Below are 14,186 nucleotides of genomic sequence, written 5' to 3' on the forward strand. Positions count from 1 at the left end.
CAACGAGGAGCTATTCATGACTATCAAAGTAGGTATCAACGGTTTTGGCCGCATTGGCCGTATGGCGTTCCGCGCAATCGCGAAAGACTTCCCGGACATCGAAGTCGTCGCCATCAATGACCTGCTGGATGCTGACTACCTGGCATACATGCTGAAGTACGACTCCGTACATGGCCGTTTCAACGGTGAAGTTGGCGTTGAAGGCGGCCACATGGTCGTCAACGGCAAAACCATCCGCCTGACGGCTGAAACTGACCCTGCCAAGCTGGCGTGGGGCGAGGTCGGCGCTGACCTCGTGCTGGAGTGCACCGGCTTCTTCCTGACAGAAGAAGGTTGCCAGAAGCACATCGCCGCAGGTGCGAAGAAAGTTGTCATGTCTGCGCCTTCCAAGGACAAGACCCCAATGTTCGTCTACGGTGTGAACCACGCTGTTTACGCAGGTCAGGCGATCGTTTCCGCCGCTTCCTGCACCACCAACTGCTTGGCTCCTGTGGCCAAAGTCCTGAACGACAAGTGGGGCATCAAACGTGGCCTGATGACGACCGTGCATGCTGCAACCGCCACCCAGAAAACCGTTGATGGCCCTTCCAAGAAAGATTGGCGCGGTGGCCGTGGCATCCTGGAAAACATCATCCCATCCTCCACTGGCGCGGCCAAAGCGGTAGGCAAAGTCCTGCCGGAACTGAACGGCAAACTGACGGGTATGGCTTTCCGTGTCCCAACCTCTGACGTTTCCGTCGTTGACCTGACCATCGAGCTGAACAGCCCGGCTTCCTACGCTGACATCTGCGCGGCGATGAAGGCAGCGTCCGAAGGCGACCTGAAAGACGTGTTGGGTTACACCGATGAGAAAGTGGTTGCGACTGACTTCCGTGGTTGCACTGCCCCTTCCACTTTCGATGCTGAAGCGGGCATCGCGCTGGATGAAACCTTCGTCAAAGTCGTCGCTTGGTACGACAACGAATACGGTTACACCTGCAACATGCTGCGTTTCGTCAAGCATGTAGCGGCTAACTAAGTTGCTTGGGCGGGTCTGGCAGTTTCTTGTCAGACCCAGCCTCATTCCCAGATCACTCAAATAAATCACAACACAACGCTTTATTTGACTGATTTGAATCCGAGGAGCATCACATGGCTTTCATCAAGCTGACCGACCTGGACCTGAAAGGCAAACGTGTCCTGATCCGTTCCGACCTGAACGTGCCTGTCAAAGAGGGCAAGGTCACATCCGACGCACGCATCACCGCCTCCCTGCCCACCTTCAAATTCGCCCTGGAAGCAGGCGCGAAAGTGATGGTCATGTCCCATTTGGGCCGCCCGGTTGAAGGCGAGTATGACGAACAGTTCTCGCTGGCGCCGGTCGCCGCCGACCTGTCCGCCAAGCTGGGCAAGGAAGTCCGTCTGGTGAAAGACTACCTGGAAAGCGCGCCGGACGTTGCCGAAGGCGAACTGGTGTTGCTGGAAAACGTCCGCTTCAACAAGGGCGAAAAGAAAGACAACGAAGAGCTGGCAAAGAAATATGCCGCCCTGTGTGATGTGTTCGTCATGGATGCTTTCGGTACGGCCCACCGTGCCCAAGCCTCCACCCACGGCGTGGGCGTCAATGCGCCGGTCGCCGCTGCGGGCATCCTGCTGAGTAACGAGTTGGATGCGCTGGCGCAAGCGCTGGCCAATCCTGCCCGCCCGATGGTGGCGATTGTGGGCGGCTCCAAAGTTTCCACCAAACTGACGGTGCTGGAAGCGCTTGCCGAGAAAGTTGACCAACTGGTGGTTGGTGGCGGCATTGCCAACACCTTCCTGAAAGCCTCTGGCAAGAACGTCGGCAAATCCTTGTGCGAAGACGACCTGGTTCCAACCGCGCAGGCGCTGATGGAAAAAATGGCTGCCCGTGGTGCCAGCATCCCAGTTGCGGTTGATGTGGTCTGCGGCAAGAATTTCTCCGCCGACGAACCGGCTGTGCTGAAAGACGCTGGCGATGTGGCTGATGACGACATGATTTTCGACATCGGCCCCAAATCCGCGCAGGAACTGGCTGACATTATCGCCAAGGCTGGCACCATCGTGTGGAATGGCCCGGTTGGCGTCTTCGAATTCGACCAATTCGGCGCAGGCACCAAAACCGTTTCCATGGCGATTGCCAACGCGGATGGTTTCTCGCTGGCTGGTGGTGGCGACACGATCGCTGCCATCCAGAAATACGACATCTACGACAAGGTGTCTTACATCTCCACCGCTGGTGGCGCGTTCCTCGAATACCTGGAAGGCAAAACACTGCCTGCGGTAGCCATGCTGGAAGCGCGCGCCAAAGCCTAGGCGTCGTTGTCTGGGGCCGCGTGGCGGCCTCAGATTCCTGATACAAACGCCATAAAATAAGCATAAACTAGCAACATCGGCACACAGTTATAGGTGCAATAGTGAGAAGGACAAAAATTGTAGCCACATTGGGGCCTGCCACAAGCACACCGGAAGCCATCGACGCCGTTATCCGGGCGGGGGTGGACGTTGTGCGACTCAATTTTTCCCATGGTTCCCATGCAGAACATGCCGCCCGCGCCGAACTGGTGCGTTCCCTGGCGCATAAAGCCGGGAGGGTGGTTGGCATCCTCGGCGATTTGCAAGGGCCAAAACTGCGCATCGCCCGCTTCAAGGACGGCAAAATCACCCTCAAGCCGGGCGACCCTTTCATTCTGGACGCAGATATGGCGAATGACGCAGGCGACCAGCACAGGGTCGGCCTGGGTTACAAGGAACTGGTTGATGACGTCAGGCCGGGTGATGAGCTATGGCTGGATGACGGGCGCATCGTCCTGGAAATCCAGTCCATCCAGGGCCATGAAATCCACACCCGCGCCATCAACGGCGGCGTCCTGTCCAACAACAAGGGACTGAACCGCCGGGGTGGGGGCCTGAGCGCCGCCGCCCTGACCGACAAGGACAAGGAAGACATCGCCGCTGCCGCCAGCATCAATGTGGATTTTCTGGCGGTGTCGTTTCCGCGCAGCGCGGGCGACATCCATGAAGCCCGCCGCTTGGCGGTGGAGGCAGGCTGCAAGGCCGCCATCGTCGCCAAGATGGAGCGCGCTGAAACCATGGAAGAAGCCATCCGCGACGAAATCATCCTGGCTTCCGACGCCATCATGATTGCGCGTGGCGACCTGGGGGTGGAAATCGGCGACGCCAAACTGCCGCGCGCGCAGAAATGCCTGATCAGCCGCGCCCGCACCCTTAACCGCGCCGTCATCACCGCCACCCAGATGATGGAAACCATGACCGAAAACCCCATCCCCACCCGGGCGGAGGTGTTCGACGTGGCGAACGCCGTCATTGACGGCACCGACGCGGTGATGCTCTCGGGTGAAACCGCCACCGGCAGGCACCCAGCGCTGGTGGTCAGCACCATGTCGGCGATTTGTGCGGAGGCGGAAACCTCCAACGAAGTCCGCGTCTCCAGCCACCGTATGGAAGACCGCTTCGAACGCATCGATGAAGGCATTGCGATGGCCACCATGTACACCGCCAACCACATGGGCGTGCGGGCGATCGCCGCACTGACGGAATCCGGCGCCACCCCGTTGTGGATGTCGCGCATCAGTTCCGGCATCCCGGTTTACGCGCTGACTTCCACCGATGAAGCCGCCCGCAGGGTCAGCCTGTACCGAGGTGTTTACCCGGTAAAATTGCATGACCCCCTCAAAGATCCCAAAATAGCCAATCGCCAAGCGGTTGAGCTGATGATTGCCGCAGGGATTGTCGAGGAAGGCGATCTGGTCATCATCACCAAGGGCGACCTGATGGGGATCAAGGGAGGCACCAACCAAATGAAGATGCTGCGGGTTGGCGAACACCAGAATGGCTAAGGCCATCAATATAGTTAACTAAACATTTGAGGAGAACGATATGGCCCTGATTTCAATGCGTCAGTTGTTGGATCATGCCGCCGAACACGGCTACGGCATGCCAGCATTCAACGTCAACAACATGGAGCAGGTTCACGCCATCATGCAGGCTGCCGCTGCGACCAACTCACCCGTCATTATGCAAGGTTCTGCTGGTGCCCGTTCCTATGCAGGCGAACCGTTCCTGCGCCACCTGATCATGGCTGCGGTTGAAATGTACCCACACATCCCGGTGTGCATGCACCAGGATCACGGTGCCGAGCCAGCGGTTTGCTTCCGTTCCATCCAATCCGGCTTCACCTCCGTCATGATGGACGGCTCCCTGCAAGCGGATGGCAAAACACCTTCCAGCTACGAATACAACGTCGAGGTCACCCGCAAGGTGGTTGAACTGGCGCATGCCTGCGGCGTGTCCGTGGAAGGCGAACTGGGCTGCCTGGGTTCCCTGGAAACCGGCATGATGGGCGAGGAAGACGGCCACGGCGCGGAAGGCGTGCTGGACCATTCCCAATTGCTGACCGACCCGGAAGAAGCGGCGGACTTCGTCAAGAAAACGGGCGTTGATGCGCTGGCAATTGCCATCGGCACTTCCCACGGCGCGTACAAGTTCACCCAGAAACCTTCCGGCAAGGTGCTGCGCATCGACCGCGTGAAGGAAATCCATGCGCGCATCCCTAGCGTCCATCTGGTCATGCACGGTTCTTCTTCCGTCCCACAGGACTGGCTGGAAATCATCAACAACTACGGCGGCGACATGGGCCAGACCTACGGCGTGCCGGTCGAGGAAATCGTCGAAGGCATCAAGCACGGTGTGCGCAAGGTCAACATCGACACCGACCTGCGGATGGCCTCCACCGGCTCTATCCGCCGCCACATGGCCGAAAACCGCTCCAACTTTGACCCGCGCAAATACCTGAAAGAATCCACCAAAGGCATGACGGAAATCTGCAAGGCACGTTACGAAGCCTTCGGTTGCGCAGGCATGGCGGATAAGGTCAAGCCTGTTTCCTTGGAAGCCATGTTCAAGCGTTACGGTTCCGGCGAACTGGACCCGCACGTTTCCTAATCAAAGGCGGATTGCCACCAGTATGGAAAGGGAGCTTCGGCTCCCTTTTCAGTTTGTCAGGCAATGAAAGGGATGTCGCTGACGCCCCACGGGCTACTCCGCCGCCACCAGCGCCGCGCCAAGGTTGCATAGACCGAGCGGAAATCGAGGCTGTTTCTGACATCGCCTGCATCCAGCGCATCCAGATCCGGGTGTACGCCATACATCCCGCCTTTGATGCCACCACCGAGGGCAAAATGGGCGGCGGCTGAACCATGGTCTGTGCCCAGGTTGCGGTTTTCCGACGCCCTGCGGCCAAATTCGGAATACGTCACCACCAGCACCTCACCCCACTTGCCGTGCTGCTGCATCACCTTGCTGAACGCAGCCAGCCCTTCCGCCAGATCGCCCAACAACTTCCGGTGCAGGTTCGGCTGGGAAACATGCGTGTCGAAATTGCCCAGCCCGACTTTGTACACCGGCATATTGAAATCACTCAGGATCATGCGGGCGACGGCAGCCAAGCCCTCCCCCAATTCGCCGTTGGGGAATTGCTGCTGGATGCCCTGATTGCTGTTGAGTTGCCGCGCCAGTTCAGCCCCGGCATTCAGCAAGCGTTGCTGGGTTGCCAGAATATGCGCCAGCATCGGGTTGCGGCTGAAAGCAGGAACGGCGGGCAAAGCACTGATATACGCCGCAAACGCATCAACATTATGCAGGTTGATGGCGTTGAAATGGTTGCCTGCCAGCGGCCCCAGCTCGTCACCGATGGTCACGCCCTGCAAACGTTGGCTTTGCTCCGGGAACACCTGCGTGACCCAACCCTGCTGGACATTCTGGTCTTCGCTGGCCGTTTCCCAGGTATGAATCGAGGTGAAATGGGAACGCGCCAGATTTTGGTGGGGAATGCCGATGCCCTGAATCCAGGCCATTTCCCCGTTGCGCCACAGCGGCAGCAATGGCTGCATGGCCGGGTGCAAGCCCATGCCATTGCCCAGCGGCAGGATTTGTTGCGCAGGCAAGGCAAGTTGCGGGCGCAAGCGATAATACGCCGCATCCTGATACGGAACCAGCGTGTTGAGGCTGTCATTGCCACCTTTCAATTCGACCAGCACCACACAGCGCGGTTGCTGGCTGGCTGCGGCTTCAGCAGGCAGTAACGGCAGGATGGAAAGCGCGCCAAGGGTTTTCAGAAAATCACGCCGGTTCATAAGTCGTCACTTACTTCAGTTGGTAGGCGGGGTCAAACATCGCGGCCAGCAAGAACTGCTGCGGGCTATCGCCTGTCAGTGCCTTGACGGGTGACGTCGCCAGCAGCCACTGCGCGATTTGGGCAGCGCTTTGCACCGGCAGCGGGGTTGGCGGCAGGGTGCGGGTCAGTTGGAACAGGATGCCGTAACGGTCCAGCAGGCTTTGCGTGGTGATCCAGGCTTTGCCGCCTTCCCAGCCTTTGGGCGTAGGGGGGACGAACGGGTTCTGCCCCAGCTTTTCCGCATACTTCACCAGTTCAGAAGGTGCCACGCCAGGCCAAGGCAAGGCGCGGAACACGCCGGTCAGCAAGTCCAACGGCGATTTGATCAGCACACCCCGATGCTGTTGCGCCCAGAAAGCCTCGCTCAACAGGACGCTTTCCAGCAGCGTTTTGATGTCATAGCCGGAACTGCGGAAAGCGTTTGCCCACTGGCGGGTTTGCGCCTGGTCGTGGCTCTCGGTGCTGACAAAGGCATACCAGCATTTTTCGGCGATATGTTCAGCCGTGCGGGGGTGCTCCAGCAACGCATCCAGCGCCTGTTCGCCATCCTGCACGCCGCTTTTGCCCAGAAACGGTTGGGTGTTGGGCGCATGGTGCTGGGCATCCAGCAGGAAACGGTTGCTGTTGCGGTCGACTGTCCAGCCGGTAAAGGCGCAGGCGGCGGCCTTGATGTCGCTTTCCCGGTAATGGCCGGAACCCAGCGTAAACAGCTCCAGCAATTCACGGGCGAAATTCTCGTTGGGATGCTGCTTGTAATTCATCGCCCCATCCAGGTAGATGAGCATCGCCGGATCACGGGCGATGGCGTGCAGCAAGGCGCGGAAATTCCCCAACGCATGTTGGCGGATCAACTGATGTTGTTGCAGCACCAGATTGGGCTGGTTGACCTTGTTGATGGAGGTGGTGAAATGGTTGTGCCAGAACATCACCATGCGCTCGGCCAGCGGGGTCTGGGTATGCAGCAGGTGTTGCAGCCACCATTGCTTGAGCGCCATCTTGTCACGGTTGAGCTGCTCGCGGGCTTGCGCCATTTCGCCCTGCTCCAGCATATTTTCCCAGCTTCCCCATGAAGCCAGGGTTGGCGGCTTGGCGGGCATCTGCGGTTCAGCGGCAAGCAATCGCCTGACTACGGTTTGTGGAGAGGCACCTTGCCATGACTGCATCAGCAGCCACTCCTCGCCAAGGCATGCGCGCACCGCCAGATGCCGTGCGTCTGGCAGATCAAGACTGGTTGAAATCATTACAATGAGGGCCCGCTATTAGAAACAATAGTGATGAGCTCACTAAACACTCTTCGCATAATCGACACGTTGTTGCTCAGGGATGCAGCAACAGGTTTTAGTCTACAACATAAACATCGGTTATTTGAATGAATTTACTACAATTTTTGCGGAAAATTTGTAACAGTTTGTAATCGCTTTCAGACAGTTCCAGTTGCCCACAATAGTGGCCTAACGCATGCGCAACACCACATCAGCCAGAGGGTTCTGCTTCAGGGCATCTTGTATGGCGCGTTCATGCATGCCATGCCCGCCATTGACCGGCACCAGTTGCAGTTGCGGCAAGGCTGCCGCCAATGTTTCCGCACCAGCAAAGCGGCACACCTGATCATGCAGGCCATGTACAAGTATCGTGGGAATATGACGGATGGCTTCCAACCCAGGCAAGACGCCATCTTCAGGCAGGAAAAACTGGTGGGTCGCGTAATAGGCATAGACGCGGGTGCGGTTGATCGGCGCTTGCCAGCTTGCCGGATCAGGGTTGAATGAGGATGACGGCACGCCCATGACCGTTGCTTCCCAGGCATCCCACGCCAGCGCGTAACGGTAAGCAATTTCCGTACTGGTATGTGGGTTGAGCAGATGGCGGTACAGGCTGTTGGCGGGGTTTTCGCCCTGCCGTGTTTGCAGCGTTTGCCGCAAAGTTTGATACGCCATTGGAAATTGTCGGGCTACGCCATCTGGTGTGCTGAACCATTCCCAGTCTTCCTGCCGCGCCAGAAATGCACCCCGCAACAGCAACCCAAGCACCCGCTGCGGAAAGCGTTTGGCGTATTCCAGCGCCAGTGTTGCGCCCCACGAGCCGCCGTAAATGGCCCAGTGCTCAATCTGCAAATGCTGGCGCAGCCGTTCCATATCCTGTAGCAAGGCGTCGGTGCGGTTACCCAATAACCTGCCGCCGGGTGTGGAGCGCCCGCAACCGCGCTGGTCGAACTGGATAATACGGAACGTGTCCGGCATCAGCAGTGCCGCTTGGGCTGGGCTGCATCCAGAGCCAGGGCCGCCATGTACAAACAACAATGGTATGCCCTGCGGATTGCCGAATTCCGCGACATACAGCGTATGCCCCTGCGTAACAGGTAAAAAGGTTTCCTGCAAGGCCTTCATAGTGCTACCGGCGTCTGGCCTGTCGGCGCTTGCCCTGAAAGCGACGTGTCAGCGTGTTTGCTGCCTGCGGAATCGCCTGAAAGCTGGAAGAACGCTTCCAGTAAGGAGAAGGTGTTGGTTTGCGCCATCAAAGCGCTGGGCGCGGCCTGCGCTAGTAGTCTGCCTTTGTGCATGACCAGCACCTGATCGGCTTGCTCGGCTTCGTCGATCAGATGGGTCGCCCACAACACACACAGGTTTTTCTCACGGCACAGGCGATGAACGTAAGCCAGCAGCGAGGCGCGTGAGGCAGGGTCGAGCCCCACTGTGGCTTCGTCCATCAATAACAGTTTTGGCCCGGTCAGCAGCGCACGCGCCAGTTCCACCTTGCGCCGGTTACCGCCGCTTAAGTTTCGGCAGGGGCTGGTGGCGGCATCCGTCAGTTCCAGTTGCGCCAGTTCTGCGGTGCTGCGTGCGCGGATTTCCGCCTTGCGCATACCGTGCAGCCGCCCATAGAAATCCAGGTTGGCCTGCACGCTCAAATCCAGATCCAACGCAGGCTGCTGGAAGACGACGCCCATCTGCGCCAGTGCTTGCGGCAGGTTCCGGCGGATACTGGCACCGTTAAGGCGGATGTCTCCCGCGTCAGGTGCAAACAGCCCGGTCAGCAACTGAAACAGGGTGCTTTTGCCTGCACCGTTCGGCCCCAGCAAGGCGTGAAAACCGCTGTCCAGTTGGAAGCTGACCTGATTTACCGCACACAATGCGCCGTAATGTTTGCTGACGGCTTCGACGGAAAGGATGGGCGTTTCAGGCATGACAACTCGCTTGCTGATGACAGGGGTGTCTGCATGGTGACACGCTTACAAGGTCAGAATCCAGTTGACCAGTGTTTCCGCATCCTGTTGGCTGAGTCCCGGATTCGGTGGCATGAAACGCATATTGGTGTCAGGCCATTTCTTTTCCTTGTCGACCGTGCCGTGCATGATGGAATCCAGCAGGGTGGCCTTGGCGTTTTCTGCCTCTTTGTAACGCGCGGCAACTTCGTGGAATGGCGGAGCCAGTGGCATGAAATGGCTGTCGTTTTCCTTGCTGATACCGTGGCAGGCGATACAGCCATTCTGGGCGGCCAGCGTGAGCATGCCTTCGCGGGTAATGACTTCTTCCGGCACGGCATCTTTCTTGATGGAAAGCACCCATTCGGCCAGCTTGGTGGCCTCTTCCGGTGTCACGTTCACATTGGGCGGCATGAAACGCATATTCACTTTGCCTTCCCAGTCCTGCGGGGTATCGACCGTGCCTTTGAGGATGCGTTGCGCCAGATAGGCCGCCGCATCCGGCTGGTTTTTGAAGCGTTCGGCAATGTCGGCATAGGCAGGTGCCAGCGGTACCGCCGGGCCGGTTTTGGTCTGTACGGAGTGGCAGATGAAACAACCTTTCTGGGTGGCTGTATCCAGCATATTGTCTGCGGCCTGAACATTTGCCCCCAGCCCCAGCAGGCTTGCCAATACCATGATTTTCAAACGCTTCATCGTCAATCTCTCCTGTTAATGCCAGTGCGTCTGTAGGCAAGCCTAGCCTTGGCCCGGTTGGTAAAAGGTTGGGATGCCGCACAGCAATTCGGGGCGTTGTTGCAACAATTCATCCTGTAAGGGCTGTAACTGGTGTGTTTCCGGCGGGCGTGGGCGTGCCAGTGGTACGGGGTAATCGAGGATAATGTGCGCAGGGCGTGCCGACAAAAACAGGATGCGATCCGCCAGCAAGAGTGCCTCGTTCAGGTTGTGGGTGACGAATAACACGGTCGGGCGGTTTTCCTCCCACAGTTGCAACAGCAATTGGCGCAAGCCTTGGGCCGTCGGCTCATCCAGCGATTGGAAGGGTTCGTCCATCAGCAGCAGGCCGGGCTGGGTGACGAAGGCGCGCACCAGGGCTGCCCGCCGTTTCATGCCGCCGGATAATTGCCCCGGAAAACTGTTGCGGAAGTCAGTCAGGTCAAGCTGTTCCAGCAGTGTTTCCATACGGGTGAAACGTTGGGTATCGGCTTGCCGGGCGGGGGCGTCCAGCACCAGCCGGATATTGTCTTCCACACTTAACCACGGTAACAGGTGTGGTTCCTGAAACATGAAGCTCAGGCTGGTATCTGGCGGGTAATGGATGCTGCCATGGAAATCGCTATCCAGCCCCGCAATCAAATTGAGCAGGGTACTTTTGCCAGTGCCGGAGGGGCCAACCAGCGCAATGAATTCGCCCTTGTCCGCAGCAAAATGCAGGTCTTGCAAGGTGCAGACACCATTGGGGTAGATTTTGTGCTGCAAATCGACGTGCAGAAAACTCATGTGCGCCACCGGTTGACATGCCGTTCCAACGGGCGCAGCAGCAAGGCTTCCAGCGCCAATACGATCAGGGCAAACGCCAGCGTATACGCCAGCACTCCCTGAATGTCGAAGAAGTGGAAGTAATTGCCCAACTGGAAGCCGACACCATTGCTGCGCCCCAGCAGTTCCACCACCAGCACGATTTTCCAGATCAGCGCCAGCCCGTTGCGCGCCGCGCCAAACAAATAGGGGTAAAGCTGCGGCAGGTAGACTTGGTGGAAGGTTTGCCAGCGCGACAAACGGTAAACCTGGGCGACTTGCAGCAGCTCATGGTCAATGGCGCGGGCACCTTCGCGCAGGGTGACAACGACGGTGGGAATTTTGTTGAGTGCGACGGCCAGCACGGCTGCGGTTTCCCCCAGCCCCAGCCAGATGTAGCAGAGGATAATGGTGACCAGCGCCGGAATATTGAGGCCAAGGATTAGCAACGCATCCAGCCAGTTATCCCAGTTCCGGCGACTGCCCATAAGAATGCCGAGCGCGACACCCGCCAGCATGGCCAGGGTGAAACTGACCACTACCCGCAACAGGGTTACGCCCAGATGAAACAGCAACTCGCCACTCAGCAATTGCTGCCACAGGGTTTCCAGCACCGCCAGCGGGCCGGGTAGCGAACGGCTCGCCAGCCACCACGCCGCCACTTGCCACAGCAATACGAAACCGCACAGGGCTATGAGGCGGCTGTAGCGTGGATGCATGCTCACTCGGCACAGGCGGGCAGGCTGAAGCCAGACCAGAACACCTTGTTATCCAGCGGCGGCTTGGCTTTACCCAGCAGCTTTTCGCCACCCGTTGCCGCCAATATCTGGAAAGCATCTGCCGCAGCCTGTTGTTCCTGCGGGCCAAAACAGGCAGGAATACCGGCGCGGAAACTGTCGCGTAATTGGGTGAAAATCGCGTCGTTTTCGGCCTTCATGCGGGGGCGCAGGCGTTGCCATTCCTCGTCTGATGTTTTGAGGATTTGCTTGACTGCGTAGTCGGCGGCGAGGAAACCTTTAGCTGCTTCCGGGTGTTGGTTTGCCCATTGCTCGCTGAAAACCCAGCCAACCAGGGGCAGATTGCCTTGAATACCCAGACCCTGCACGATTTCGGGAACGCTGATCAAAGCCTGCATCCCGGCAGCTTGCAGACGGGCGGCGTAATGCCAGAAGTTCAGCACAGCATCCAGATCACCGCGTTGCATCAGTTCATTGAGTAGCGGGGGCGCGGCGAATTGCGGTTCAGTTGCGGCCAGCAAATCCAGACCCAGTTTTTGCTGTGCATAGGCGCGTAGCAGCAACCAGCTTTTATCGTTCGGCCCGCCTGCCACGCCGAGTTTTTTGTCTTGCAGGTCAGCCAGCGTTTTGATGCCGCCATCGGCTTTGACCATCAGCGCCCCAACCGCGTTGGAGTAGGGAAACAGCGTGTAATCCTGCCCTGCCGCCCGCTGCTGCGCGACCCATACCCAGTCGGAAACGACGATATCGACCGTGCCGCCTTGCAGGGCGACAGTGGAAGCATCGGCGGAAGCCAGCGGTGTGATTTCGAGTTCGATACCGTGTTGCTCATCCAGCTTGTGCTGTTTGAGGGTATCCATCTCCCAGTTGACCGTGCCGAATTCCAGCACGCCTACCCGTATCTTTTCCAGCGCGAAAGCGGGTGATGTCAGCCCTGCCAATAGGGCCAGAGTGGTTGCACAGCGGGCTAGCCAGTGGCGGTATGAATGCGTCATGGTGTCCTCCTCCCCGATGACATGCGAGCATTCTTGATACCGTAAAAGCGGGGTGGGTTTCCACCAACCTTTTGCCAACCTGAGGGGCAGGGTTGTATTTAATTATTACTCGGTGATGTCTTGGGCAATATTTTCCTACCACCACATTGATAACGGTACTGCGAACAACTTCTCTCCAAATGGCACCACTTCCCGCCCGCTGTACAGCACAATCCCGCGTTGGAATATCGCTGCTTCCGTTTCCTGCAAATGCTTCAAGCCTTTAAAGTCCTTGGCGTCTACCGTAGCGCTGGCTTTGACCTCAATACCCGTGAGATTGCCTGAGCGATTTTCCAGGATGAAATCAACTTCGATATTGTTTTGTGTGCGGTAGTGCCACAGGGTCAGGCGCTGGTGGGAGAAGGCCAGATGTTTGAGCAATTCGCCGAGAACAAAAGTTTCGACCAAGCCGCCGGGTAGGCCGCTTTCCACACCCATGCGATCCGCCGTCCAGTTGGCGAGGTGGGCAAGCAAGCCGGTGTCAGGCACAAATACTTTGGGCGCTTTGACCAAGCGTTTGCCTGGATTACGTTCCCAGGCAGGTAAGCGGTAGAGCATGAACAATGTTTCCAGCAAGGTGAAATAACGCTTCAAGGTCGTTTGCGGCAGGTTGCTGGTGCGCGACAGTTCCGCGAAATTCAGCAGGTTGGCACTGCGAACGGCTAGTAATTGCAATAGATTGGGGATTTCAGTGAGCTGTTCCACCCGCGCCAGTTCACGTACATCGCGGTATAGGATGGCTTGCAGGTAGTTGTCGAACCACGCGGCTCGTCGCCGTTCGCTATCACGTTCCAGTGCTTCGGGAAATCCGCCTATGATCAGCCGGTCTATGAGTTGGGAGCGCTCACAAGGTGGAACTGCGTTGGCATTCAAATCGCCGCTAAACAACCAGTCAGCCAGGTTAGTGTCGGCGTTTCCGGCAATTTCAGCACTCGACAATGGCCACAGGGACAAAACCTCCATGCGCCCGGCTAATGAGTCGGCAATGTTCGGTAGCAGCATGACATTAGCGGAACCTGTCAGTAGGAAGCGACCGGGTTTACGATCACGGTCAACCGCAGCCTTGATAGCGAGAAACAGGCCGGGAGCCCGTTGCACTTCGTCCAATGCTACCGGTGCGTTAATACCCGCGATGAACCCGGCAGGGTCATTACTGGCTGCTGACAGGGTGGCGTGATCATCCAGAGTGAAATAGCGGCGGCCTTCGCTCTCAGCAAGTGTTTGTACCAGCGTGCTCTTTCCGGTCTGGCGTGCGCCATTAAGCAACACGACAGGCGTATCTGCCAGTGCTTCTTGAATCAGGGGTGAAATGTGTCGCGTATACATAAGCTGATTCTAGGTGATGCATATCAGTCATTCAATAGTTGAAAATCATCCACCTAATGGACGATTTTCATATTTTAGCTGGGATCATGCGTATCCTGCGGGCCACTTCCGCACGCCTGTACACAATCCACCCTGCCAACAGATATGCCATCCGTTGGCAGGGTGCTCTTCTTGAT

Annotated in this window: 13 protein-coding genes; 4 read left to right on the top strand and 9 right to left on the bottom strand. The window is 57.9% G+C overall.

Features of this window, described 5'->3' with window-relative positions; genetic code table 11:
- The first annotated feature begins 16 nt into the window (after positions 1-16).
- From gap to fba, 4 genes are all read left to right on the top strand, one after another.
- Positions 17-1,018, top strand: coding sequence for a type I glyceraldehyde-3-phosphate dehydrogenase (gene gap / locus VSS37_RS10950; protein WP_324695152.1), 1,002 nt, complete (start codon positions 17-19; stop codon positions 1,016-1,018).
- A gap of 113 nt (positions 1,019-1,131) precedes the next feature.
- Positions 1,132-2,313 (top strand): phosphoglycerate kinase, encoded by a 1,182-nt coding sequence (locus tag VSS37_RS10955; protein ID WP_324695154.1) that lies wholly within the window; start codon positions 1,132-1,134, stop codon positions 2,311-2,313.
- Positions 2,314-2,414: 101 nt separating this feature from the next.
- Positions 2,415-3,857 carry a pyruvate kinase gene (pyk, locus tag VSS37_RS10960; RefSeq protein WP_324695156.1) on the top strand — a complete coding sequence of 481 codons (1,443 nt, stop codon included), beginning with the start codon at positions 2,415-2,417 and terminating at the stop codon, positions 3,855-3,857.
- 40 nt (positions 3,858-3,897) lie between these two features.
- Positions 3,898-4,962 carry a class II fructose-bisphosphate aldolase gene (fba, locus tag VSS37_RS10965; protein ID WP_324695158.1) on the top strand — a complete coding sequence of 355 codons (1,065 nt, stop codon included), beginning with the start codon at positions 3,898-3,900 and terminating at the stop codon, positions 4,960-4,962.
- A 56-nt stretch (positions 4,963-5,018) separates the two neighbouring features.
- Here the strand turns inward: fba and VSS37_RS10970 are convergent, their stop codons facing one another.
- From VSS37_RS10970 to VSS37_RS11010, 9 genes are all read right to left on the bottom strand, one after another.
- Complete coding sequence (locus VSS37_RS10970; protein ID WP_324695160.1) at positions 5,019-6,152, bottom strand: DUF1501 domain-containing protein; 1,134 nt, start codon at positions 6,150-6,152, stop codon at positions 5,019-5,021.
- A gap of 10 nt (positions 6,153-6,162) precedes the next feature.
- Positions 6,163-7,434: a DUF1800 domain-containing protein gene (locus VSS37_RS10975; protein ID WP_324695162.1), complete on the bottom strand. Its 1,272-nt coding sequence runs from the start codon at positions 7,432-7,434 to the stop codon at positions 6,163-6,165.
- 210 nt (positions 7,435-7,644) lie between these two features.
- Complete coding sequence (locus VSS37_RS10980) at positions 7,645-8,580, bottom strand: alpha/beta fold hydrolase (protein WP_324695164.1); 936 nt, start codon at positions 8,578-8,580, stop codon at positions 7,645-7,647.
- Positions 8,577-9,377: a lanthanide ABC transporter ATP-binding protein PedB/LutE gene (gene pedB / locus VSS37_RS10985; RefSeq protein WP_324695166.1), complete on the bottom strand. Its 801-nt coding sequence runs from the start codon at positions 9,375-9,377 to the stop codon at positions 8,577-8,579. Before pedB ends, VSS37_RS10980 begins: the two co-directional genes overlap by 4 nt.
- A 45-nt stretch (positions 9,378-9,422) precedes the next feature.
- On the bottom strand, positions 9,423-10,091 hold the full coding sequence (locus tag VSS37_RS10990) for a c-type cytochrome (RefSeq protein ID WP_324695168.1): 669 nt from the start codon (positions 10,089-10,091) through the stop codon (positions 9,423-9,425).
- A 42-nt stretch (positions 10,092-10,133) separates the two neighbouring features.
- Positions 10,134-10,895, bottom strand: a complete 762-nt coding sequence (locus VSS37_RS10995; RefSeq protein WP_324695169.1) for an ABC transporter ATP-binding protein — start codon at positions 10,893-10,895, stop codon at positions 10,134-10,136.
- Positions 10,892-11,632 carry an ABC transporter permease gene (locus VSS37_RS11000; RefSeq protein WP_324695171.1) on the bottom strand — a complete coding sequence of 247 codons (741 nt, stop codon included), beginning with the start codon at positions 11,630-11,632 and terminating at the stop codon, positions 10,892-10,894. The genes VSS37_RS10995 and VSS37_RS11000 overlap by 4 nt, the downstream gene beginning before the upstream one ends.
- A gap of 2 nt (positions 11,633-11,634) precedes the next feature.
- Positions 11,635-12,645 (bottom strand): ABC transporter substrate-binding protein, encoded by a 1,011-nt coding sequence (locus VSS37_RS11005; RefSeq protein WP_324695173.1) that lies wholly within the window; start codon positions 12,643-12,645, stop codon positions 11,635-11,637.
- A gap of 135 nt (positions 12,646-12,780) precedes the next feature.
- A complete protein-coding gene (locus VSS37_RS11010) occupies positions 12,781-14,010 on the bottom strand; it encodes an ATP-binding protein (RefSeq protein WP_324695175.1) in 1,230 nt (409 codons plus the stop codon).
- Between the last annotated feature and the right edge of the window lie 176 nt (positions 14,011-14,186).

This window comes from Candidatus Thiothrix phosphatis (genome assembly GCF_035668035.1).
Classification (GTDB): domain Bacteria; phylum Pseudomonadota; class Gammaproteobacteria; order Thiotrichales; family Thiotrichaceae; genus Thiothrix; species Thiothrix phosphatis.

Bases quoted from the DNA above. Each gene is read 5' to 3' on its own strand.
- gap (WP_324695152.1), top strand. From the start codon at position 17: ATGACTATCAAAGTAGGTATCAACGGTTTTGGCCGCATTGGCCGTATG.
- VSS37_RS10955 (WP_324695154.1), top strand. From the start codon at position 1,132: ATGGCTTTCATCAAGCTGACCGACCTGGACCTGAAAGGCAAACGTGTC.
- fba (WP_324695158.1), top strand. From the start codon at position 3,898: ATGGCCCTGATTTCAATGCGTCAGTTGTTGGATCATGCCGCCGAACAC.
- VSS37_RS10970 (WP_324695160.1), bottom strand. From the start codon at position 6,152: ATGAACCGGCGTGATTTTCTGAAAACCCTTGGCGCGCTTTCCATCCTG.
- VSS37_RS10975 (WP_324695162.1), bottom strand. From the start codon at position 7,434: ATGATTTCAACCAGTCTTGATCTGCCAGACGCACGGCATCTGGCGGTG.
- VSS37_RS10980 (WP_324695164.1), bottom strand. From the start codon at position 8,580: ATGAAGGCCTTGCAGGAAACCTTTTTACCTGTTACGCAGGGGCATACG.
- pedB (WP_324695166.1), bottom strand. From the start codon at position 9,377: ATGCCTGAAACGCCCATCCTTTCCGTCGAAGCCGTCAGCAAACATTAC.
- VSS37_RS10990 (WP_324695168.1), bottom strand. From the start codon at position 10,091: ATGAAGCGTTTGAAAATCATGGTATTGGCAAGCCTGCTGGGGCTGGGG.
- VSS37_RS10995 (WP_324695169.1), bottom strand. From the start codon at position 10,895: ATGAGTTTTCTGCACGTCGATTTGCAGCACAAAATCTACCCCAATGGT.
- VSS37_RS11000 (WP_324695171.1), bottom strand. From the start codon at position 11,632: ATGCATCCACGCTACAGCCGCCTCATAGCCCTGTGCGGTTTCGTATTG.
- VSS37_RS11005 (WP_324695173.1), bottom strand. From the start codon at position 12,645: ATGACGCATTCATACCGCCACTGGCTAGCCCGCTGTGCAACCACTCTG.
- VSS37_RS11010 (WP_324695175.1), bottom strand. From the start codon at position 14,010: ATGTATACGCGACACATTTCACCCCTGATTCAAGAAGCACTGGCAGAT.